Source organism: Streptomyces sp. SID5643 (assembly GCF_009872555.1).
Lineage (GTDB): Bacteria > Actinomycetota > Actinomycetes > Streptomycetales > Streptomycetaceae > Streptomyces > Streptomyces iakyrus.
This window is the reverse complement of record NZ_WWIC01000343.1, coordinates 1-19,875: the sequence shown is the minus strand read 5'-3', so window position 1 is coordinate 19,875 and position 19,875 is coordinate 1. Positions and strand designations below refer to the sequence as shown.

Here is a 19,875-nt window from a genome sequence, read left to right as displayed (position 1 = left end):
TCAGTAGGACAGCGCGTCGTCCATGTCACGCAGCCAGTAGGTGACCTTCAGGGTGCTGTCGTAGTACACGCCCTTGGCCGGCAGGGCCGGGACCGCCGAGGGGCCGCCGTCGCTGTCCGGCGTGTAGCCCTGGAAGCCGACCGTGAGTTCGTGGCCGGTGGTGCCCCACTCGCCGCTGCCGTCGGCCGCCGACAGCGAGACGCCCGCGTAGCCGGACTCGCCGGGGGCCAGGGTCGTCACCGCCTGCGGCTGGGAGTCCTCGATCGGCTGCGGCGCCCACTGCATCTCGTCGAAGCGCAGCATCGGGTAGTAGGTCAGGTCGCACGTCTTCGACCCGGTGTTCTTCACCGTGAGCAGCATGTGGTTGACGGGGCGGCGGACCGGCTGGGCGGTGACGGTGGTGTTGGAGCCGTTGCACAGGACACGGGCCGCCGTGGCGTCCTTCGCGCTCTTCCGGCCGGCCTGTGCGGCCTGTGCGCCCCTCGCCTGCGTGCCCCTCGCGCCGCTGCCGCCCGCGGTGCCGTGCTCGTCCTGCCCGTTGCTGTCGCTCCGGGGCGGCTGCGTCGCCGTGACGGTCGCCGAGGCCGGCTCGGGGTGGGCGGCTCCCTCGTCCTTCGTGCCCGTGCCGTTCTGGCATGCCGTCAGGGCGAGGGCGGCCAGGAGGACAACGGGGAGGGGACGGTACTTGCGCATGCTTGCGTTTCCTTTCGGACAAAAGGCGGTGGGTCAGCAGGCCCGGGTGGGTCGCGCTGCCGGCGGGCCGGGAGCGGCGTGCTTGGATGACCAGAGCCTGTGCGGTGATCCGTCCCGGCCGCCAGACCAGGCGGGAGATCAGGGACGCTGGAACGCCCGCACATGCTCTGACCAGGGAGAACGGCCATTCCCTGGAACGGGGGAACGGAACACGGGGCATGGAGGGGCAGTGTCGGAAGGCACGAGTGCGGCGGAATTCGCCGCACTGCTGGGGGAGTTGAAGGAGCGCTCGGGGCTGAGCTACGGGGTGCTCGCCAAGCGGCTGCACATGAGTACCTCGACGCTGCACCGGTACTGCAACGGGGATGCGGTGCCGACCGACTACGCGCCGGTGGAGCGGCTCGCCCGGCTGTGCAAGGCGTCGCCCACGGAACTGGTCGAGCTGCACCGGCGCTGGGTGCTGGCGGACGCCGGGCGGGCGCGCAAGGGGAGCGGTGGTACGAGGCCTGTGGGTACGGGGAGCGGCGCTGCGGAGGTGACCTCCGCCGTGGACGCCGAGGTACCCGCACCGGTCGAGTCCGCGGACGCCGGCGCACTCCCGCCGGAGGAGTCCGCGGACACCGGCGTCTCCGCGCCGGAGCGGCACGCGGGCCGGAGCCGTCGCCGTGCGGTCCTCGCCGGGGCCGCCGCCGCCGTGGTCCTCGGTGGGGTCGGGTTCGCCGTGGCCGTTCCCTCGGGCGGGGGAGACGAGGAGGGGCGGCGCGGAGCGGCGGTGGCCTCCGGCGCTGCCGGCGGGCCGCAGAGGGAGGGCACGGCGGCCTCCGGGGCGCCCTACGCCCCTTCGCCCTCCAAGGGTGGCGACGGCAAGAGCGTGGGAAAGGACGGGGAGAAGGAGGCGAAGGCGAGTGCCTCCGCGCCTCCCCCTTCGGCGTCCGCCACCGGCGGGGGCGATCGCCCGGGCGGCGGTGACGCCGCCCCCGCCGCTGTTCCCCTTACCGTGGACACGGAACCGCACGCCTGGGAGAGCCCCTGTTCCCAGCGCTATCTGGTGAATCTGCCGCCGGGGCAGGTCCGGCCGCCGCCGATCGAGCAGGGCGCGCCCGGCTGGGTGGCGGCGATGGGGGCCGTGCCGTCGGGGGAGCAGTTCCTGAAGCTGACCGTGCAGGGGACGGGTAAGGAGACCGTGGTCGTCAAGGGGCTGACGGTCCGGATGGCCGGCAAGCGGGCGCCGCTCGCGTGGAACGACTACGCCATGGGGTATCCGGGCGTCGGCTGCGGCGGTGGCGTGCCGACCAGGTTCTTCACGGTCGCCCTCGACGCCGTGCGCCCCGGGGTCGTGCCGGACGCGGGGCACGCGGACTTCCCCTTCAAGGTGAGTGAGAGCGACCCCGAGACGTACTACATCAGGGCCGACGCCTCCGCGTACGACGTCAGTTGGTACCTGGAGCTGCGGTGGTCCAGCGGCGGCCGGACGGGCACGCTGACCGTGGACGACCACGGTCGGCCCTTCCGCACGAGCGGCAACAACGGGCGCCCGGCCTACGAGTTCCCGCTGGGTGGCAAGAAGTGGGTCGAGGAGGGGACCACGCAGTAGTGCCGCGGGGGCAGTGCCGTGGGGGCGGCTCAGTGGAACTCGTGGACCAGCTCGATCTTTCCGGCGATGTGGGCGTTGAACTCGTCGAGTTCCTCGGCGTCGAGGTCCCGGAGCAGGTCCAGCTCCTCGGGGACGGTGGGGCGCCAGAGGGTCGTCGCCCGGCTTTCGTTTCGCACGGGCACCATCAAAACCGTTGAACCGTTAGGTTGTTGACCGTCGTAGTGGTTGTCGATTGAACCACCTACTTTCAGGGAGACGTCGATGTCCGGTGCCCTCAGCCAGGATCCCGCCGAGCTGCAGAGGAGGATCGACAGCAGCAAGGCACACCCGGCCCGGGTCTACGACGTCTTCCTCGGCGGCAAGGACCACTACCCCGCCGACCGGAACGCGGCCGCCGCCGCGCTGGCCGCCAACCCGCGCGGGTACCTCGACGTACGGCACAACCGCGACTTCCTCCGGCGCGCGGTGACCGCGCTCGTGGAGCAGGACGGCATCCGGCAGTTCCTCGACATCGGGACCGGGCTGCCCACCGCCGAGAACGTGCACCAGATCGCGCAGCGCGTCGCGCCCGAGTCGCGGGTCGTGTACGTCGACAACGACCCGGTGGTGCTCGCGCACGCCCGCGCCCTGCTGACCAGCGTCCCCGAGGGGCGTACGGACTACATCGACGCCGATCTGCGGGACCCGGCCCGCATCCTCGAACAGGCCTCCAAGACCCTGGACTTCGGCCGGCCGGTCGCGCTCTGCCTGGTCGCGATCCTGCACTTCGTCGCGGACGAAGAGGCGTATCCGCTGGTGAGCGGCCTGCTCGACGAGCTGCCTGAGGGGAGCCGGCTGGTGCTGAGCCATCTCACCGAGGACCTCAACCCCGAGAACATCCGCGCGGTCCAGCGGACGTACACCGAGCGCGGGTTCACCTTCGTGCTGCGCTCCCGGGCCGACGTCGAGCGGTTCTTCACGGAGAACGGGCTGGAGATCACCGACCCGGGGGTCGTCCCCGCGCACCGCTGGCGGCCCGACCACGCCGCGCCCGTCCCGGAGCAGCCGGAGGAGTCCTTCCTCGCCGGGCTGGAGGAGATCGAGAAGGTGCGCTACCGCGACATCAACGACGTCACGGACGCGGACATCAACGTGTACGCGGCGATCGGAGCCAAGGGCTGAGGCACCGGGTCCGGGCCGGCTTCCGTGCCGGCCCCGGTGTCCGGATGCCGGAAACCTGCTTGTAGATGACACGTATCTCCTAGGCTGCGGGCACCAGGCGTCACCCGCAGCCGAAGGAGCCGTGTCATGACCGTCGCCGAGCCCCCGCCCACCCGCTCCTCCGTGCCCCCGCTCGCCGCGCGGGCCCGGACCGTCGGAGGCTCGCCCGTACGGGACATCCTCGCCGTCACCGCCCGCCCCGAGGTGATCAACTTCGCGGGCGGGCTCCCGGCACCGGAGCTGTTCGACGCCAAGGGCATCGCCGCCGCGTACGAGGCGGTGCTCGCCGAGGCGCCCGTACGGGCGTTGCAGTACTCCACGACCGAGGGCGAACCCGCGCTGCGGGACGCGCTCGCCGCCCGCACCACCGCGCGCGGCCTGCCGACCGGGCCCGACGACCTGCTCGTCACCACCGGCAGCCAGCAGGCCCTCTCCCTGCTGGCCACCGCCCTGGTCGAACCCGGGGACACCGTCCTCGTCGAGAACCCCTGCTACCTGGCGGCACTTCAGGCCTTCGGCTTCGCCGGGGCGCGGGTGCTGGCCGTGCCCGGTGACGAGCACGGCGTCGACCCCGGGGCACTGGAGGAGCTCGTCGTGCGCGAGCGGCCCAAGCTGCTCTACACCGTGCCCACCTTCCAGAACCCCACCGGCCGGACCCTGCCCGCGGGGCGACGCGCCGCCGTCGCCGCGGTCGCCGCCCGGCACGGACTGTGGATCGTCGAGGACGACCCCTACGGTGAACTGCGCTACGAGGGTGAACGCCTGCCGTGGATCGCCGCCCACCCGGGCGCCGAGGACCGGACCGTGCTGCTCGGCAGCTTCTCCAAGGTCATGGCGCCCGGGCTGCGGCTGGGCTGGCTGCGGGCACCCGGAGAGCTGCGGCGCGCCTGCGCGGTCGCCAAGCAGGCCGCCGACCTGCACACCCCGACCGTCAACCAGCTCGCCGCGGCCCGCTACCTCGCCGACAACGACCTGGACGCCCATGTCGCCCGCGTCGCCGGCGTGTACCGCGAACGCCGCGACGCGATGCTCGGCGGACTCGCCGCGGCGCTGCCCACGGGGTCGGTCTGGAACCGGCCCGAGGGCGGCATGTTCCTCTGGGCGCGCCTGCCGGAGCCGTACGACACGACGGCCCTGCTGCCGCGGGTGGTCCGGCAGAACGTGGCCTATGTGCCCGGCGCCCCCTTCTACGCGGGCCCTCCCGACCGGTCGACCCTGAGGCTCTGCTTCGTGACGCAGACGCCGGCGGAGATCGGGGAGGGGCTGCGCAGGCTGGGTGAGGGGCTCAGTCCCACCAGAAGTGCCATACCGGCTGGTTGAGGACCTGGTGCTCGGCGTAGGCCCGCAGGGTCGGGTCCGCGCCCTGGTGGATGTTGTCCGGGCAGAACGCGAAGTGCTCGGCGGCCACGGCCCCAGCAGCGGCCGGGGTGGTGGGCGGCGAGGCCACGGACAGCAAGAGATGGTCGAAGCCGAGGGCGACGACGCGTATGCCGAAGCGGTCCTCCCAGGAGCGGAGCACCGCGCTGAGGCGGGCGGTGTCGCCCTCGTGGTTCACCGGGCCCGTCCAGCCGATCGCCGCCGGGACGTCCGCGCTGCGGCGGGCCGGGACGAGGGCGAAGCGGGGCTCCTTGAGGGGGCCGCCGTCCTCCAGCAGGGCGTCCACGAGGTCGCCGGCCGTGATGTCCGGGTCCCGGCCGGGGCCGACGGGCTCGGCCGGGCCGGGCCAGGGGGCGCCTTCCGCGGCATGTTCCTCCCAGTACTCCGCCAGCACCTCCCCGGCGTCGTGGTCCCCGGGGTAGGACACCTGGCCGGGCATCAACTGCCAGCGGTCCGGGCCGCCATGGCCGTCCCCCGTCTCCAGGACCACCGGCAGGAGTCCCGCACGACGCGCCGGCTCCAGCGCCGCCCAGCCGCCAGGAAGGGCCCGCCCGTCCGCGCACCACAGCAGCGGCTCGTGCCACGGGCCCTCGGCGGTGGTGTCGGCCGGCGCACCGGCCGGGAGCCGAAGACCGAGGGAGCTGCCGCTGGGGTCCGCCGCCAGCCTCGGCAGAGGATTGGGAAGAGTCGCCATGGGGTGACTGTAGAGCCGGGCACCGACAACCCGACCGGCTCGGCGGCCGGCCGCAGCGGATCTCCGACCGGCCTGACGGCCCACCGCAGCGGACAGGATCTGGCCTATTGGTGCCCTACCGTCCGGGCATGACCACTTCCCCGGAGAAGACGGACCTGCTGGCCGCGTTCGCGGAGCAGCGCGCGTTGCTGCTGATCACCCTGCACGGACTCACCGACGAACAGGCCGCGCGGCGCACGACCGTGAGCGAGCTGACCCTCGGCGGGATCGTGAAGCACCTGGCCCGCGGAGAGGAGACGTGGACGCAGATCATGACCAAGGGCGACGGTGAACTGCCCGACGGCATGCTCGACATGGGGCAGTACCGGATGGCCGGCGGCGACACGCTCCCCGCCCTGCTGGAGCGCTACGCACGGGCCGCGCACGCCACCGAGGAGGCGGTGGCCGTGCTGCCGGACCTGGACGTCGACGTGCCGCTGCCGAAGACGCCCTGGTCACCGCCGGAGCCCCAGTACTGGACCGCGCGCCGGATCCTGCTGCACCTGATCAAGGAGACCGCCCAGCACGCCGGGCACGCCGACATCATCCGGGAGGCCCTGGACGGGGCGAGTACGACGGCCCAGCGCTGACCGGAGGGGCATCGGACGCGGGCGTCGAAGCACTCCCGGCCGCCACCGGCCACCGGGCGGAAGCAGGCCTGGATCGTCGTACCGGGCCCCGCCTGCGTCATGGGCGTGTACACGTAGGACTGCGCGGCGACGCCGTCCCCGATCCTCGCGGAGTGCGCGGGGCCGCCGTCGCCCGCGTTCGGTTCCAGGCGGTCGCCGATCCGGGTGCTCCACATCCTCGCCCAGCCGGCTCCGCACCGGGCGCTGTAACGCAGTTCGAGGCGGGCCCCGCCGGCCGGGACGTCCCACGAGTACGTCACTTCCGCGGCGACTGTGGTGGAGGTGCGGCGCCGGGCCGCAGTCTCGTTGCGGAGCCGGCCGGCGTGGTCGGCCCGTCCACGAAGGGGGAACACCATGCGCATGGCGAAGAAGCTCGCCGTCATGGCCGGGGGCATGGCGCCCACCGGCGGTCTGCCGGCCACGGGCGCGGGCACCGCGGGACGCGCAGGCCGCGCCGCAGGCGGCGTCGGACTGTCCGTCGGGCTGGTTCTGCGTCTGGGCCGGCAAGAACTACACCGGCCGCATGCAGAAGGTCGAGGCAGGAACGCGGACCTCACCGGGTTCGTCGTCTTCCAGGGCTTCAAGTCCTGGTACAACCACGGCAAGTCCTGCGACTACAAGTGGTTCACGGAGAAGAACCACCGCGGCGACAGCGGTGTCATCCCGCGGGGGGCCAAGGGGACCGGCGACTCCGTCTGGTTCCAGAAGTCCAACCAGTGGGTCAACTGCCGGTGAGCAGCAGCGCCTGACAACGCCCGAGGGCGGCACTCAACGGGGGAGTGCCGCCCTCGGCGCTGTCGTCAGGGGCCGGACGTCAGAGCCGCTCGGGCGTCCGGATGCCCAGCAGGCCCATGCCCTGGTGCAGCGTGCGGGCCGTGACGTCGCACAGGAACAGGCGGTTCGCGATCTGCTCCGGTGTCTCGGCCTTCAGGACCGGACACTTGTCGTAGAACGTGGTGAAGAGCGACGCCAGCTGGTACAGGTACGCGGCCAGCTTGTGCGGGGCGTACTCCTCGGCGGCTTCGAAGACCGTGTCGCCGAACGCGTCCAGGTGCAGACCGAGCGCCCGCTCCGCCGGGGCGAGTTCGAGCTCCGGGTGCGCGACCGGCTTCGTCTCGCCGGCCTTGCGCAGGATCGACTGGATCCGGGCGTACGCGTACTGGAGGTAGACGGACGTGTCGCCGTTCAGCGACACCATCTGGTCCAGGTCGAACTTGTAGTCCCGGTTCGGCGACGTCGACAGGTCCGCGTACTTCACGGCACCGATGCCGACCTGCGCGGCCCGCTCCTGGATCTCGTCCTCGGTCAGGTCCTGTGCCTTCTCCCGCACGACCTCGGCGGCCCGCTGCACCGCCTCGTCCAGCAGGTCCTCCAGCCGTACGGTCTCGCCCTCACGCGTCTTGAAGGGCTTGCCGTCCGCGCCGAGCACCGTGCCGTAGCCCATGTTGTGAGCGGTGACGCCGTCGTTCAGCCAGCCGGCCCGGCGGGCCGTCTCGAAGACCATCTTGAAGTGCAGCGACTGACGGACGTCCACGACGTAGAGCAGGGACGAGGCGTGCAGGTCCTGGACCCGGTTCCGGATCGCCGTCAGGTCGGAGGCCGCGTAGCCGAAGCCGCCGTCGGCCTTCTGCACGATCAGCGGGACCGGCTGGTCGTCCTTGCCGCGGATCTCGTCGAAGAACACCACGAGCGCGCCCTCGGAGCGCACCGCGACACCCGTCTCCTCCAGGATGCGGGCGGTCTCCGGCATGCCGTCGTTGTAGGCGGACTCGCCGACGATCTCCTCGTCGCGGATCTCCATGTCGAGCTTCTCGAAGACGGAGTAGAAGTAGACCTTCGACTCGTCCACGAACTGCTGCCACAGTTCGAGCGTCTCCTTGTCGCCGGACTGGAGGGCGACGACCCGCCCCCGGGCCCGCTCCTTGAACTCCTCGTCCGCGTCGAAGAGCGCACGCGACGCCTTGTACACCCGGTTCAGGTTGCTCATCGCCTGCTCGCCGTCGACGTCGGCCGCGGGGGCCAGCTCGCCGGGGTGCTCGAACAGGTACTGGATGAGCATGCCGAACTGGGTGCCCCAGTCACCGATGTGGTGCCGGCCGATCGTCTTCTCGCCGGTGAAGTCGAGCATGCCGCGCAGGGCGTCGCCGATGACCGCCGACCGCAGGTGACCGACGTGCATCTCCTTCGCCACGTTCGGCTGGGCGTAGTCGACGACCGTGATGCCCGCCTTCTCCTTCAGCGGCACGCCGAGACGCTCGCCGTCCGCGAGCCGCGCGGCGAGGTTCTCGGTGATCGCCCGGTCCGCGATCGTGATGTTGAGGAAGCCGGGCCCGGAGACCTCGACGTCCTTGATCACGTCCCCGGTGACGATGTTGCCGACGACCTCCGTCGCCAGGTCCCGGGGGTTCGACTTGGCCTTCTTGGCGAGGGCCAGGATCCCGTTGGCCTGGAAGTCGGCCCGGTCGCTACGTCGCAGCAGCGGGTCGGCGTCGGCCTCCGGCCGGGTGGCCGACAGGGCGTTCGCGAGACGCTGCTGGACTTGATCGGTGAGCGACGTGACCGAGGTCATGGGATGGGTGCCGTTCTCCTCGTGGGAATCGATAGACACGCTCAGTATCCCATGGGGGGTAAAGCGGTTTTCCCGGGCGGGATGCCGTCTGGGAGAATGGGCACCGGCCGTTGACCGTACGGCTGCCCTGGAGAAAGAAGGACGTGCCGATCGTGGCTCAGAGCACCGAGACCACCGACTGGGTCTCCCGTTTCGCGGATGAGGTCATCGAGGAGTCGGAGCGTCGGGCCCCGGGCAAACCCGTCGTCGTCGCGTCCGGACTCTCACCGTCCGGCCCCATCCACCTTGGGAACCTGCGCGAGGTCATGACCCCGCACCTCGTCGCCGACGAGATCCGCCGCCGGGGCCACCAGGTGCGCCACCTGATCTCGTGGGACGACTACGACCGGTACCGCAAGGTGCCCAAGGGCATCGCCGGGGTCGACGAGGAAAGCTTCACGGAGCACATCGGCAAGCCGCTGACGTCCGTCCCGGCGCCGAAGGGCTCCTCGTACCCGAACTGGGCCGAGCACTTCAAGGCCGCGATGATCGAGTCGCTGGCCGAGCTGGGTGTGGAGTTCGACGGGATCAGCCAGACCGAGCAGTACACCTCCGGCGTGTACCGCGAGCAGATCCTGCACGCCATCAAGCACCGCGGCGACATCGACGCGATCCTCGCCCAGTACCGCACGAAGAAGGCCCCGGCCAAGAAGCAGCAGGGGCAGAAGCCGGTCGACGAGGCCGAACTGGAGGCCGCCGAGGGCTCCGGCGCCGCCGGCGAGGACGACGGCAGCTCCACCGCCGCCGGCTACTTCCCGTACAAGCCGTACTGCGGCAACTGCGAGAAGGACCTCACCACCGTCACCTCCTACGACGACGACTCCACCGAGCTGACCTACGCCTGCACCGCGTGCGGCTTCTCCGAGACGGTCCGGCTGAACGAGTTCAACCGCGGCAAGCTGGTCTGGAAGGTCGACTGGCCGATGCGGTGGGCGTACGAGGGCGTCGTGTTCGAGCCGAGCGGTGTCGATCACTCCTCTCCCGGGTCGTCGTTCCAGGTCGGCGGGCAGATCGTCGGCATCTTCGGCGGCAAGCAGCCCATCGGGCCGATGTACGCCTTCGTGGGCATCAGCGGGATGGCGAAGATGTCGTCCTCGCGCGGCGGCGTGCCGACCCCGGCGGACGCCCTGAAGATCATGGAACCGCAGCTGCTGCGCTGGCTGTACGCCCGCCGCCGGCCCAACCAGTCCTTCAAGATCGCCTTCGACCAGGAGATCCAGCGGCTCTACGACGAGTGGGACAAGCTGGACGCCAAGGTCGCCGACGGCAGCGCCCTGCCGGCCGACGCGGCCGCGCACGCGCGCGCGGTGGGGACGGCCGCCGGTGAACTGCGGCGCACGCCGCGGCCGCTGCCGTACCGGACGCTGGCCTCCGTCGCGGACATCACCGCCGGACACGAGGACCAGGCGCTGCGCATCCTCAGCGAGCTCGACCCGGACCAGCCGCTGACCTCGCTCGACGAGGCCCGCCCGCGCTACGACCGGGCCGAGGCCTGGATCAACACGCACGTGCCCGCCGACCAGCGGACCATCGTGCGCGACGAGCCGGACGCCGAGCTGCTGAAGTCGCTCGACGAGCAGGGCCGCGCATCGCTGCGGCTGCTGCTCGACGGGCTGGCCGAGCACTGGTCGCTCGACGGTCTGACGCACCTCGTCTACGGCGTGCCGAAGGTGCAGGCCGGGTTCTCCGCCGACGCCACGCCCAAGGAGCTGCCGCCGGAGATCAAGACGGCCCAGCGGTCGTTCTTCGCGCTGCTGTACCACCTGCTGGTGGGCCGGGACACGGGTCCGCGGCTGCCCACGCTGCTGCTGGCGGTGGGGCAGGAGCGGGTTCGGCACCTGCTCGGTGCGTAGGCGGTGACGGAGAAGGGGCCCTCGTCGGCGAGGGCCCCTTCTCCTTTTCTCTTTGGGTGTCTTCTCTTTCGGCGTCCTATGCGATGTGGTCCTCTTCCAGTTCCGCCGTGTGGCGCTTCTGGAAGCGTTCCGCGAGGGACTTCAGTTCCCCGGGGCTCAGCGTCGTGCCGTAAGTGGCCTGGATGTTGTCGCCGAGGGCGCGGGGTGTGGGGTAGCTGCCGTCTATCGACTGGCGGAACACCTGGTAGTACGCCTCCTCGTCCGGCTCGGGGGCCGGCGGGGTGCCGCCGCCGTCACCCAGTTCGCGGGTGCGGTTCGGGCCCACCGGGATGGGGAAGCTGCCGGTGTCCTCCGGGGAGGGCGCCCGGTCGTACTCGGGCTGGTACCGCTCGGCCTCCTGCTGTTCGGCGATCCACTGGGCGTAGTGCTCGGCCGGGTCGTAGTCGGGGTTGTAGCCGCCCTGGTACTCGACCTCGCGGGGGGTGTTGAACCAAGGGCTCTGTTCCGGTCCGGGTTCCGGCTCGGGTTCCGGCTCCGGGTACTCGGCGTCGTGGTTGCTCTCCAGCTGAGGGCGCTGTCCGCCGGGAGGTGCCGCCCTCTGCGGGTCGGGCGCCGGCCCGACGGCACGATGTCCCGTGGCCAGGTCGGCCTGCGGCGGGGGCGGGGGTATCAGCGCCGGCTCGATGCCCGCCGCCGCCAGCCCTGCCGGGGCCGTCTCCGCCAGGGGAACCCCGTAGCGCGCCAGCCGCAGCGGCATCAGCGACTCCACCGGGGCCTTCCTGCGCCAGGCCCGTCCGAAGCGGGAGCGCAGCCGGGCCTGGTAGACGAGACGTTCCTGCTCCAGCTTGATGACCTGGTCGTAGGAGCGGAGCTCCCAGAGCTTCATGCGGCGCCAGAGGAGGAACGTCGGCACGGGGGAGAGGAGCCACCGGGTGAGGCGGACGCCCTCCATGTGCTTGTCGGCCGTGATGTCGGCGATACGGCCGATCGCGTGCCGGGCCGCCTCGACCGAGACCACGAACAGGATCGGGATCACCGCGTGCATGCCCACACCGAGCGGATCCGGCCACGCGGCAGCGCCGTTGAAGGCGATCGTCGCCGCCGTCAGCAGCCACGCCGTCTGACGCAGGAGGGGGAACGGGATCCTGATCCAGGTGAGCAGCAGATCCAGGGCCAGCAGGACACAGATCCCCGCGTCGATGCCGATCGGGAAGACGTAGGAGAAGTTCCCGAAGCCCTTCTTCAGGGCCAACTCGCGAACCGCCGCGTACGAACCGGCGAAACCGATGCCGGCGATGATCACGGCACCGGCCACGACCACGCCGATGAGGATGCGGTGCATCCGAGTCAGTTGCAGTGGCGCGGCCACCCGTACTCCCCTCCCCTTGCCTGTTGTTGCGCGCAACAGGGTGGCACACATGTGCGGAGGACGGGTGGCCGGTTCCCGTCGGGACTGTTCAGCTCTTCGACGCGGGCTTCTTGGACGGCGTGGCCGAGGCGCTCTTCGAGGGCTTGTCCGACGCCTCCTTGGAAGGCGCCTTCGAGGCCGGCTTGGAGGCCGACGCGGACGGGGCGCCGCCCGCCTTGCCGCCGCCTTCGCCGTTCGCCTCGGACACCGCGCCCACCGCCTCCTTGGCGGCCTTCTTCGCGTCCTTCAGCATGTCCGAGCCGCTCGGCGTCTTGTCGCCGGCCAGACCCGCGCCGTAGTAGTCGAGCGTGACCACGACGTTCTCGACGCGTGCCACGATCGTCTGCTGCTTGAAGGTGCCTTCCTTCTTCTTCAGGTCGTAGTGCACGGCCGTCGCCCGGTCGCCCGTGCCGGCCACCGGCTCCGTCTTGACGCTCTTGGCGCCCTCGACGGCCTGGGCGTCCTGGACCTGCTTCTCGAAGTGCTCCTGGGCCAGCTTGTCCGCCGGGCCACGCGTGACGTCCGACTCGAAGCGCAGCATCGACACGTTGAGCCAGCGGAACTGCGAGCCCTTCACGCCGTTGTTGTCGAGGCTGTTCCAGGAGCAGCTGCCGCGGGTCGAGATGTCGTCCGACTTGCCCTCCTTGCCGGACTTGCCCTTCGGGACGAGGTCCTCCAGCGTCTTCTTCGAGAGCACCTTGCACGGCTCCGGCAGCTTGCCGTACGCCGCCGCCTCCACCGTCGGCGAGGGCTTCGCCGATGCCGACGCCGCGGCCTTGGCGGCCTTGTCCGTGCTGTCGCCGGAGCCGGAGTCCGAGGAGCAGCCGGCGGCGACCAGCATCACGGGGACGGCGGCCGCGCAGACAAGGACGCGGTTGCGGCGCTTCGCTCGCTGGTCTCGCTCTACTCGCTGTGCTTGTCGCTGCATGGTTCCTTCACTCATGACGCTCGTGGTTCCCTGCGGTCGGAACGGGTCCGAGTGGTCACCGTACGCGGTGAGGCAACCGTGTGTTCCTCCTTCGCGTGCTTTGCGGGCAGAGGTGAAGGGGCCGTGAAGGGGCCTCAGTCGCCCAGCGAATCGGCCAGCTGAGAGGCGAGTTTCTGCGCCCTGTCCTGCATTTCCTTGCTGTCCGGAACGACGCCGACGGTCGTCGGCTGCTCGGCGTACTCGATGGTCACGATGACGTTGGACGTGCGGAACGCCACAGTCACCGTGCGCTGCTCGGCCGTCGAACCGGAACTGCTCAGCCCGTCGTCGAGGAAGGCCTCGTCGCCGAGATCCTCCAGCACCCGGGGCTGCAACTCGGTCGGCGTCACCGAGGGTGCAGCCGAGGGCGAGGAGGAACCGGACGGGGAGGGGGAGCCGCTGGAGGAGGCGGCCGAACCGTCCGCCGGGGCGCTGCCGGAGGCCGCCGTCCCGGTCGCCGTCGGGACCGGCAGGTGGGCCGACGCCTCCTGCTCCGCGAAGAGCTGCTCGGCCTGACTGTCGTCGCTGACGGCGTTGTCGTAGGAGACGACCCGCTCGAAGTCGATCAGCAGATGGTCGGTGGCGGCGGCGGAGTCCACCTTCCAGCGGCAGCCGACCTTGCGGTCGGTGTCGAACGTGGTCGTCGGCTCGCCCTCGTAGGCCGCCTCGCGCTGCTTCTCGTCGCTGATCTGCCGGATGCCGGGGAGGAGCTCGTCGAGCGTGCTCTCGCCGACCTCGGCGCAGGGGTCGGGCAGGGTGCGGTAGCGGCCGGGCTCGGCGGCGGGCGATGCCGTGCCCGTGCCGTCGGCGTTGGAGCCGTCCGTCGGGCCGTCGTCGGCCGAGCCGCCGGTGCAGCCGGCCAGTACCGCCGCGAGGAGCACGGCGATACCGGGTACGCACGCCTTTCGTTGCACGTGGTGGCTCCCCTCGGTACGGATATTGGCTTGCCGCCGTACGGCGGGCGATGGACACAATGTGTATCGCACGCACTGCCGTGGACGCCGGTCCGATTTCCCTTTCGTCGACCTTGGCTCCGGTATTTGCTGTTGAGGACTTCTGTTCGGTTACGGGGGATTGAGGGCGTTATGTCGTATGTAGAGATACCCGGTGCGAAGGTACCGATCCGGATGTGGGCCGACCCGGCCTCGGTCGAGGAGGGTGCGCTCCAGCAGCTCCGGAACGTCGCCACACTGCCGTGGATCAAGGGCCTGGCGGTCATGCCCGACGTGCACTACGGCAAGGGTGCGACGGTCGGCTCGGTCATCGCGATGCAGGGTGCGGTGTGCCCGGCGGCGGTGGGCGTCGACATCGGCTGCGGAATGTCGGCGGTGCGGACGTCCCTGACGGCGAACGACCTGCCCGGCGACCTGTCCCGGCTGCGGTCGAGGATCGAGCAGGTGATTCCGGTGGGCCGGGGGATGCATGACGACCCGGTGGATCCGGGGCGGTTCCACGGCATGGCGACCGGCGGCTGGGACGACTTCTGGGGGCGGTTCGACGGAGTGGCGGAAGCGGTCAAGTTCCGTCATGAGCGGGCCACCAAGCAGATGGGGACGCTCGGCGGGGGAAACCATTTTGTTGAAGTTTGCACGGATACGACCGGATCTGTCTGGCTGATGCTGCACTCCGGTTCCCGGAACATCGGCAAGGAACTGGCCGAGCATCACATCGGCGTGGCCCAGAAGCTTCCGCACAACCAGGGGCTGGTCGACCGCGACCTCGCGGTGTTCGTCGCGGACACCCCGCAGATGGCGGCGTACCGCAACGACCTGTTCTGGGCGCAGGAGTACGCCAAGCACAACCGCTCGATCATGATGGCGCTCCTGAAGGACGTGGTCCGCAAGGAGTTCAAGAAGGCCAAGCCCACCTTCGAGCCGGAGATCAGCGCGCACCACAACTACGTGTCCGAGGAGCGCTACGACGGCATGGACCTGCTCGTGACCCGCAAGGGCGCGATCCGGGCCGGTTCCGGCGAGTACGGGATCATCCCGGGCTCCATGGGCACGGGTTCGTACATCGTGAAGGGCCTCGGCAACGCCAAGTCCTACAACTCGGCTTCGCACGGCGCGGGCCGGCGCATGAGCCGCAACGCGGCCAAGCGCCGGTTCACCACGCAGGACCTGGAGCAGCAGACCCAGGGTGTGGAGTGCCGCAAGGACTCCGGGGTCGTGGATGAGATTCCGGGCGCTTACAAGCCGATCGAGCAGGTCATCGACCAGCAGCGGGATCTGGTCGAGGTCGTGGCGAAGCTCAAGCAGGTCGTCTGCGTGAAGGGCTGACCCTCCCGGTCCTACGACTCCCGGTGCACCTTCGTGTTCGACGCCTGGGCTCGGGGGCGCAGGACCAGGAGGTCGACGTTGACGTGGGCGGGGCGGGTGACCGCCCACGTGATCGTGTCCGCCACGTCGTCGGCCGTGAGGGGTTCGGCGACGCCCTGGTAGACCTTCTCCGCCTTCTCCCTGTCGCCCCCGAAGCGGGTCAGGGCGAACTCGTCCGTCTTGACCATCCCGGGGGCGATCTCGATGACGCGGACCGGCTGTCCGACGATCTCCAGGCGGAGGGTCTCGGCGAGGACGTGGGCGCCGTGCTTGGCGGCGACGTAGCCGGCGCCGCCCTCGTAGGTGCCGTGGCCGGCGGTGGAGGAGACGACCACGACCGTGCCGTCGCCGCTCGCGATCAGCTTGGGCAGCAGGGCCTGGGTGAGGTTGAGGGTGCCGAGGACGTTCGTCTCGTACATCCGGCGCCAGTCGGCCGGGTCGCCGGTCGCGACCGGGTCGGCGCCGAGCGCGCCGCCCGCGTTGTTGACCAGCACGCCGATCGTCCTGAACGCCGTGGCGAACTCGTCGACGGCGGCACGGTCGGTGACGTCGAGGGCGTACGCCGTGGCCTGGTGGCCGGCCTGGGTGATCTCCTCGGCCAGGGCCTCGATGCGGTCCTTGCGGCGCGCGGTGAGGACGACGCGGTAGCCAGCCGCGGCGAGCTGTCGGGCCGTGGCGGCGCCGATCCCGCTGCTCGCACCCGTGACGACGGCGATGCGGGAGGCTGCGGACGGGGCTGCGGTGGCCATGGGTGCTCCTCGGGTCCTCGGGCGTGCGGCGGCCCGGCGTGCGCGCCGGGCTCGCGGCCAGGATAGGTGGGCCCCGCGGTGGGAGAATGAGACCGGGTGGTCCCCTGTTCTCCCGGAGGCGATCATGGGCGAGGCACGTGAAGTCATGGACCGGCTCACGGACGCGGTCACCGCACACACCGATCTGAAGGTCGTCGGCGAGCTCTACGCCGAGGACGCGGTCGCCTTCACGCCCGACGAGGGCGAGCTGCGCGGGCGCGACAGCATCGTCGCGTACTGGCGGACGATGACGGAGGCGGTTCCCGGTGCGACGTTCGAGGTGCTGCACTCCTACGAGGCCGGTGACACGGCGATCGACGAGGGGATCTACCGCGGCCGCAACACCGGGCCGCTGGAGCTGCCCAACGGGGAGACGCTGCCGCCGACGCAGAAGGAGGTCCGGATCCGCGGGGTGGACATCGCCACGGTGAAGGACGGGCGGATCGTCGACTACCGGCTGTACTTCGACGAGATGGACTTCCTGGGGCAGTTGGGGCTGCTGCCGCCCGACGAGCCGTTCTGAGCCGCGCGGGGCGCCGGGTCAGTTTCCCCGCGGGGCGTACATGATGACCGCCATGCCTGCCAGGCAGACCAGCGCGCCCGTGATGTCCCAGCGGTCCGGGCGGTAGCCGTCGGCGACCACGCCCCACAGGATCGAACCGGCGACGAAGATCCCGCCGTACGCGGCGAGGACGCGGCCGAAGTGGGCGTCGGGCTGGAGCGTCGCGACGAAGCCGTAGGCGCCGAGGGCGAGGACGCCGCCGGCCGCCCAGAGCCAGCCCTTGTGCTCGCGCACGCCCTGCCAGACCAGCCACGCGCCGCCGATCTCCAGCAGGGCGGCGAGGACGAAGAGGGCGGCGGAGCGGAGTACGAACATGGCGGTCAGCTTCGCACGCCCGGTATGCCCTGGTCGTGCCGCCGGTGTCAGTCGCCCGGGTTCTCGGCGTCGTAGCGCTCGCGGGCGTCCTTGACCTCGTCGAAGTGGTTCTCCGCCCAGTCCTTCACGGCCGTGAGCAGCAGGGCCAGATTGTGGCCCAGGGGCGTGAGTTCGTAGTCGACGCGGACCGGGACGGACGGGGTGACGGTGCGGGTGAGGAGGCCGTCGCGCTCCAGTGAGCGCAGGGTCTGGGTGAGCATCTTGGGGCTGACGCCGGCGATCTTGCGGCCGAGGTCGCTGTAGCGCAGGGGGCCCGGGGCGAGCGCGGACACCACGAGGCTGACCCACTTGTCGCTGATGCGGTCCAGCAGCTGGTTGGTGGGGCAGGCCTTCAGGAACGCGTCGTACTCGAAGCGGGCCTGTTCGCGCCGCTGGGCCGCCGTCATGGTGGCCATGGCTCACCTCCGGGGTACGTACGCACTCGTGGGTAACTACTTACCGCTGGATAGTAACTCTTCCTAGGGTTGTGCGCACTGGGCCGGGAGGACGTCCCGGACGGCGACGATCCAGGGAGCTGTGCTGTGCGTGCTGTAGTGGTGAACTCGTTCGGTGGGCCGGAGGCCGTGGAGGTCGTGGAGACCGAGGTGCCCCGGCCGGGGGCGGGTCAGGTGCGGATCAAGGTCGCGGCGGCCTCGGTGAATCCGGTGGACGCCGGGGTGCGGGCCGGTGTCTTCGGGGGTGCGGGGGAGCGGATCGGGCTCGGCTGGGACGTCGCGGGGACGGTGGACGCGGTGGGTGCGGTGGGTGCGGTGGACGCGGCCGGTGCGTGGAGCGTCGGGGACGAGGTGGTGGCGCTGCATTACGGCGCGGTCAAGCCGCTGGGAACGCATGCCGAGTACGTCGTCGTGGACGCGGACGCGGTGGCCCCGGCGCCCACTTCGGTGGACGCCGTTCACGCGGCGACGCTGCCCCTGAACGCGCTGACCGCCGCGCAGGCCCTGGACCGGCTGGAGCTGACGCCGGGCCGGTCGTCGCTGCTGGTGACGGGCGCGGCCGGGGCGGTCGGCGGCTACGCGGTCCGACTGGCCGCGCACCGGGGGATAGCGGTGACCGGGCTGGCGCGGGAGGGGGACGAGGCGTTCGTACGGTCCCTGGGCGCCCGGCACGTCACGAGCGGCGAGGTCGCGGACCGGGACTTCGACGCGGTGCTGGACGCCGCCGTCCTCGGCGAGCCGGCCCTGGCGTGGGTGCGGGACGGGGGCCGGTACGTCGGCGTCATCCCGCACGCCGAGCCCGCCTCGGTGCGCGGTGTGGCGACCGGTGCGGTCGAGGTGAGCGCCGACGGGACCCGGCTGGCGGAGCTGGTGCGGCTGCTGGACGAGGGGGTGCTGGCGGCGCGGGTGGCGGAGACGTACGCCCTGGAGGATGCGGCGAAGGCGCACGCCCGGCTGGCCGAGGGCGGAGTGCGGGGGCGGCTGGTGCTCGTGCCCTGACGATGCGCATCCACCGACCTGCGCCCCGGCCCGCCCGGGCCTCGACGCCCGGCCGGGCCTCTTGGGGACCCGCCCGGGCGAGGGGGAGCGGGCGGCCCGGAGTCGTAGCCCACCTGGCCTGCCGGGTCCATGGGGCCGACGGGGTCGACGGGGCCTGCCAGGCCGACGGGGTCGACGGGGCATGCCGGGGCATGCCGGGCCCAGGGGGCCGACGGAGCCTGCCGGGCAGTGGAGGCCGACTGAGCTGGCCGGGCCCATAGGCCGACCTGGCCGACGGGCATGGCGGGGCCCATGGGGCTGACGGGGTTGCGGGGCTTATGGGGCCGACGGGGGCGACGGGGCATGCCGGGCCCAGGGGGCCGACGGAGCTGGCCGGGCCCAGAGGGCCGACAGGGCCTGCCGGGCGCACGGCCCCGACGGAGCCTGCCGGCCCATGGGGCGCACGGCCCCGACGGAGCCTGCCGAGCCGACGGGACACCCGGGGCCGGCAGAGCCCGAAGGGCCGATGGAGCCCGCCGGGCCCGCCGAAGCCGGTCGTGGTGGAGCCGGTCCGGTGTCCCTTCCCGGAATAGCTCCACGGCGTCCGCCGTTCTCCAGGTATAGTTGAAGCGTAAACAATCTGGAGGGTGAGCGACCATGCAGTTCGGTATTTTCAGCGTCGGTGACGTCACGCCCGACCCCACGACCGGCCGGACGCCGACCGAGCGGGAGCGGATCAAGGCCATGGTCGCCATCGCGCTGAAGGCCGAGGAGGTCGGTCTGGACGTGTTCGCGACCGGCGAGCACCACAACCCGCCCTTCGTGCCCTCCTCCCCGACCACGATGCTCGGCTACGTCGCGGCGCGCACCGAGCGGCTGATCCTCTCCACGGCCACGACCCTGATCACCACCAACGACCCGGTGAAGATCGCCGAGGACTTCGCGATGCTCCAGCACCTGGCCGACGGCCGGGTGGACCTCATGATGGGACGCGGCAACACCGGCCCGGTCTACCCCTGGTTCGGCAAGGACATCCGGCAGGGCATCAACCTCGCGATCGAGAACTACGCCCTGCTGCACCGCCTGTGGCGCGAGGACGTCGTCGACTGGGAAGGGAAGTTCCGCACCCCGCTCCAGGGCTTCACCTCCACCCCCCGCCCGCTGGACGGCGTCGCGCCCTTCGTGTGGCACGGCTCGATCCGCTCCCCGGAGATCGCCGAGCAGGCCGCGTACTACGGCGACGGCTTCTTCCACAACAACATCTTCTGGCCCGCCGACCACACCAAGCGCATGGTCGAGCTGTACCGGACGCGGTACGCCCACCACGGGCACGGCACCCCCGAGCAGGCGATCGTCGG

General features: G+C 71.3%; 19 protein-coding genes and 2 pseudogenes. 10 read left to right on the top strand and 11 right to left on the bottom strand.

What is annotated here, in order from left to right; translation table 11 throughout:
* Positions 1 to 693, bottom strand: a complete 693-nt coding sequence (locus GTY56_RS36355; protein WP_161369536.1) for a DUF4232 domain-containing protein — start codon at positions 691 to 693, stop codon at positions 1 to 3.
* Positions 694 to 922: 229 nt separating this feature from the next.
* Between GTY56_RS36355 and GTY56_RS36350 the strand changes: the two genes are divergently transcribed.
* Positions 923 to 2,287, top strand: a complete 1,365-nt coding sequence (locus GTY56_RS36350) for a helix-turn-helix domain-containing protein (protein WP_346345661.1) — start codon at positions 923 to 925, stop codon at positions 2,285 to 2,287.
* Between the two features lie 29 nt (positions 2,288 to 2,316).
* On the opposite strand, the gene GTY56_RS40200 is transcribed toward GTY56_RS36350, so the two are convergent.
* Positions 2,317 to 2,463, bottom strand: a complete 147-nt coding sequence (locus GTY56_RS40200) for a hypothetical protein (RefSeq protein ID WP_202511216.1) — start codon at positions 2,461 to 2,463, stop codon at positions 2,317 to 2,319.
* A gap of 85 nt (positions 2,464 to 2,548) precedes the next feature.
* Here GTY56_RS40200 and GTY56_RS36345 point away from each other — a divergent pair, with 85 nt between their 5' ends.
* Together GTY56_RS36345 and GTY56_RS36340 are read left to right on the top strand one after the other, a co-directional pair.
* Complete coding sequence (locus GTY56_RS36345) at positions 2,549 to 3,448, top strand: SAM-dependent methyltransferase (protein ID WP_161369534.1); 900 nt, start codon at positions 2,549 to 2,551, stop codon at positions 3,446 to 3,448.
* 126 nt (positions 3,449 to 3,574) lie between these two features.
* The gene (locus GTY56_RS36340; RefSeq protein ID WP_161369533.1) at positions 3,575 to 4,807 is read left to right on the top strand and encodes an aminotransferase-like domain-containing protein; all 1,233 of its coding nucleotides are present in this window, start codon (positions 3,575 to 3,577) and stop codon (positions 4,805 to 4,807) included.
* Here the strand turns inward: GTY56_RS36340 and GTY56_RS36335 are convergent.
* Entirely contained in the window at positions 4,773 to 5,558 is a 786-nt protein-coding gene (locus GTY56_RS36335; protein WP_161369532.1) for a DUF4253 domain-containing protein, read from the bottom strand. The genes GTY56_RS36340 and GTY56_RS36335 overlap by 35 nt on opposite strands.
* Before the next feature lie 128 nt (positions 5,559 to 5,686).
* Here GTY56_RS36335 and GTY56_RS36330 point away from each other — a divergent pair, with 128 nt between their 5' ends.
* Positions 5,687 to 6,187, top strand: a complete 501-nt coding sequence (locus tag GTY56_RS36330) for a DinB family protein (protein WP_161369531.1) — start codon at positions 5,687 to 5,689, stop codon at positions 6,185 to 6,187.
* 77 nt (positions 6,188 to 6,264) lie between these two features.
* Here GTY56_RS36330 and GTY56_RS41705 read toward each other — a convergent pair.
* Positions 6,265 to 6,582: pseudogene (locus GTY56_RS41705) on the bottom strand (DUF2690 domain-containing protein); the annotation flags it as partial.
* On the opposite strand from GTY56_RS41705, the pseudogene GTY56_RS41450 reads away from it, so the two are divergent.
* Positions 6,498 to 6,731: pseudogene (locus GTY56_RS41450) on the top strand (hypothetical protein); the annotation flags it as partial. The pseudogenes GTY56_RS41705 and GTY56_RS41450 overlap by 85 nt on opposite strands.
* A gap of 309 nt (positions 6,732 to 7,040) precedes the next feature.
* Here the strand turns inward: GTY56_RS41450 and argS are convergent.
* The gene (argS, locus tag GTY56_RS36315) at positions 7,041 to 8,795 is read right to left on the bottom strand and encodes an arginine--tRNA ligase (RefSeq protein WP_161369546.1); all 1,755 of its coding nucleotides are present in this window, start codon (positions 8,793 to 8,795) and stop codon (positions 7,041 to 7,043) included.
* A 143-nt stretch (positions 8,796 to 8,938) separates the two neighbouring features.
* Here argS and lysS point away from each other — a divergent pair, with 143 nt between their 5' ends.
* Positions 8,939 to 10,687 (top strand): lysine--tRNA ligase, encoded by a 1,749-nt coding sequence (gene lysS, locus GTY56_RS36310; RefSeq protein ID WP_161369530.1) that lies wholly within the window; start codon positions 8,939 to 8,941, stop codon positions 10,685 to 10,687.
* Between the two features lie 76 nt (positions 10,688 to 10,763).
* Here lysS and GTY56_RS36305 read toward each other — a convergent pair whose 3' ends face one another.
* From GTY56_RS36305 to GTY56_RS36295, 3 genes are all read right to left on the bottom strand, one after another.
* Positions 10,764 to 12,056: a DUF2637 domain-containing protein gene (locus GTY56_RS36305; protein ID WP_346345660.1), complete on the bottom strand. Its 1,293-nt coding sequence runs from the start codon at positions 12,054 to 12,056 to the stop codon at positions 10,764 to 10,766.
* Between the two features lie 88 nt (positions 12,057 to 12,144).
* The gene (locus tag GTY56_RS36300; protein WP_161369529.1) at positions 12,145 to 13,038 is read right to left on the bottom strand and encodes a DUF3558 family protein; all 894 of its coding nucleotides are present in this window, start codon (positions 13,036 to 13,038) and stop codon (positions 12,145 to 12,147) included.
* Positions 13,039 to 13,157: 119 nt separating this feature from the next.
* A complete protein-coding gene (locus GTY56_RS36295) occupies positions 13,158 to 13,976 on the bottom strand; it encodes a DUF3558 domain-containing protein (RefSeq protein WP_161369528.1) in 819 nt (272 codons plus the stop codon).
* A gap of 171 nt (positions 13,977 to 14,147) precedes the next feature.
* Here GTY56_RS36295 and GTY56_RS36290 point away from each other — a divergent pair, with 171 nt between their 5' ends.
* Positions 14,148 to 15,341 carry an RtcB family protein gene (locus GTY56_RS36290; protein ID WP_161369527.1) on the top strand — a complete coding sequence of 398 codons (1,194 nt, stop codon included), beginning with the start codon at positions 14,148 to 14,150 and terminating at the stop codon, positions 15,339 to 15,341.
* An 11-nt stretch (positions 15,342 to 15,352) separates the two neighbouring features.
* On the opposite strand, the gene GTY56_RS36285 is transcribed toward GTY56_RS36290, so the two are convergent.
* Positions 15,353 to 16,129: an SDR family NAD(P)-dependent oxidoreductase gene (locus GTY56_RS36285; protein WP_161369526.1), complete on the bottom strand. Its 777-nt coding sequence runs from the start codon at positions 16,127 to 16,129 to the stop codon at positions 15,353 to 15,355.
* A 124-nt stretch (positions 16,130 to 16,253) separates the two neighbouring features.
* On the opposite strand from GTY56_RS36285, the gene GTY56_RS36280 reads away from it, so the two are divergent.
* Positions 16,254 to 16,691, top strand: a complete 438-nt coding sequence (locus GTY56_RS36280) for an ester cyclase (protein WP_161369525.1) — start codon at positions 16,254 to 16,256, stop codon at positions 16,689 to 16,691.
* Between the two features lie 18 nt (positions 16,692 to 16,709).
* Here the strand turns inward: GTY56_RS36280 and GTY56_RS36275 are convergent, their stop codons facing one another.
* A complete protein-coding gene (locus tag GTY56_RS36275) occupies positions 16,710 to 17,045 on the bottom strand; it encodes a YnfA family protein (protein WP_161369524.1) in 336 nt (111 codons plus the stop codon).
* Positions 17,046 to 17,092: 47 nt separating this feature from the next.
* Positions 17,093 to 17,500 (bottom strand): winged helix-turn-helix transcriptional regulator, encoded by a 408-nt coding sequence (locus GTY56_RS36270; RefSeq protein ID WP_161369523.1) that lies wholly within the window; start codon positions 17,498 to 17,500, stop codon positions 17,093 to 17,095.
* A gap of 126 nt (positions 17,501 to 17,626) precedes the next feature.
* Here GTY56_RS36270 and GTY56_RS36265 point away from each other — a divergent pair, with 126 nt between their 5' ends.
* Together GTY56_RS36265 and GTY56_RS36255 are read left to right on the top strand one after the other, a co-directional pair.
* Positions 17,627 to 18,538 carry a zinc-binding dehydrogenase gene (locus GTY56_RS36265; protein WP_161369522.1) on the top strand — a complete coding sequence of 304 codons (912 nt, stop codon included), beginning with the start codon at positions 17,627 to 17,629 and terminating at the stop codon, positions 18,536 to 18,538.
* Positions 18,539 to 19,174: 636 nt separating this feature from the next.
* A partial coding sequence (locus tag GTY56_RS36255; protein WP_161369245.1) for a CE1758 family FMN-dependent luciferase-like monooxygenase occupies positions 19,175 to 19,875 on the top strand: 701 nt, incomplete at its 3' end.

What these genes read in the sequence shown, in the direction of transcription:
- argS (WP_161369546.1), bottom strand. Translation starts at nt 8,795, where the DNA reads ATGACCTCGGTCACGTCGCTCACCGATCAAGTCCAGCAGCGTCTCGCG.
- GTY56_RS36290 (WP_161369527.1), top strand. Translation starts at nt 14,148, where the DNA reads ATGTCGTATGTAGAGATACCCGGTGCGAAGGTACCGATCCGGATGTGG.
- GTY56_RS36275 (WP_161369524.1), bottom strand. Translation starts at nt 17,045, where the DNA reads ATGTTCGTACTCCGCTCCGCCGCCCTCTTCGTCCTCGCCGCCCTGCTG.
- GTY56_RS36335 (WP_161369532.1), bottom strand. Translation starts at nt 5,558, where the DNA reads ATGGCGACTCTTCCCAATCCTCTGCCGAGGCTGGCGGCGGACCCCAGC.
- GTY56_RS36330 (WP_161369531.1), top strand. Translation starts at nt 5,687, where the DNA reads ATGACCACTTCCCCGGAGAAGACGGACCTGCTGGCCGCGTTCGCGGAG.
- GTY56_RS36355 (WP_161369536.1), bottom strand. Translation starts at nt 693, where the DNA reads ATGCGCAAGTACCGTCCCCTCCCCGTTGTCCTCCTGGCCGCCCTCGCC.
- GTY56_RS36300 (WP_161369529.1), bottom strand. Translation starts at nt 13,038, where the DNA reads ATGAGTGAAGGAACCATGCAGCGACAAGCACAGCGAGTAGAGCGAGAC.
- GTY56_RS36270 (WP_161369523.1), bottom strand. Translation starts at nt 17,500, where the DNA reads ATGGCCACCATGACGGCGGCCCAGCGGCGCGAACAGGCCCGCTTCGAG.
- GTY56_RS36345 (WP_161369534.1), top strand. Translation starts at nt 2,549, where the DNA reads ATGTCCGGTGCCCTCAGCCAGGATCCCGCCGAGCTGCAGAGGAGGATC.
- GTY56_RS36340 (WP_161369533.1), top strand. Translation starts at nt 3,575, where the DNA reads ATGACCGTCGCCGAGCCCCCGCCCACCCGCTCCTCCGTGCCCCCGCTC.
- GTY56_RS36285 (WP_161369526.1), bottom strand. Translation starts at nt 16,129, where the DNA reads ATGGCCACCGCAGCCCCGTCCGCAGCCTCCCGCATCGCCGTCGTCACG.
- GTY56_RS36280 (WP_161369525.1), top strand. Translation starts at nt 16,254, where the DNA reads ATGGGCGAGGCACGTGAAGTCATGGACCGGCTCACGGACGCGGTCACC.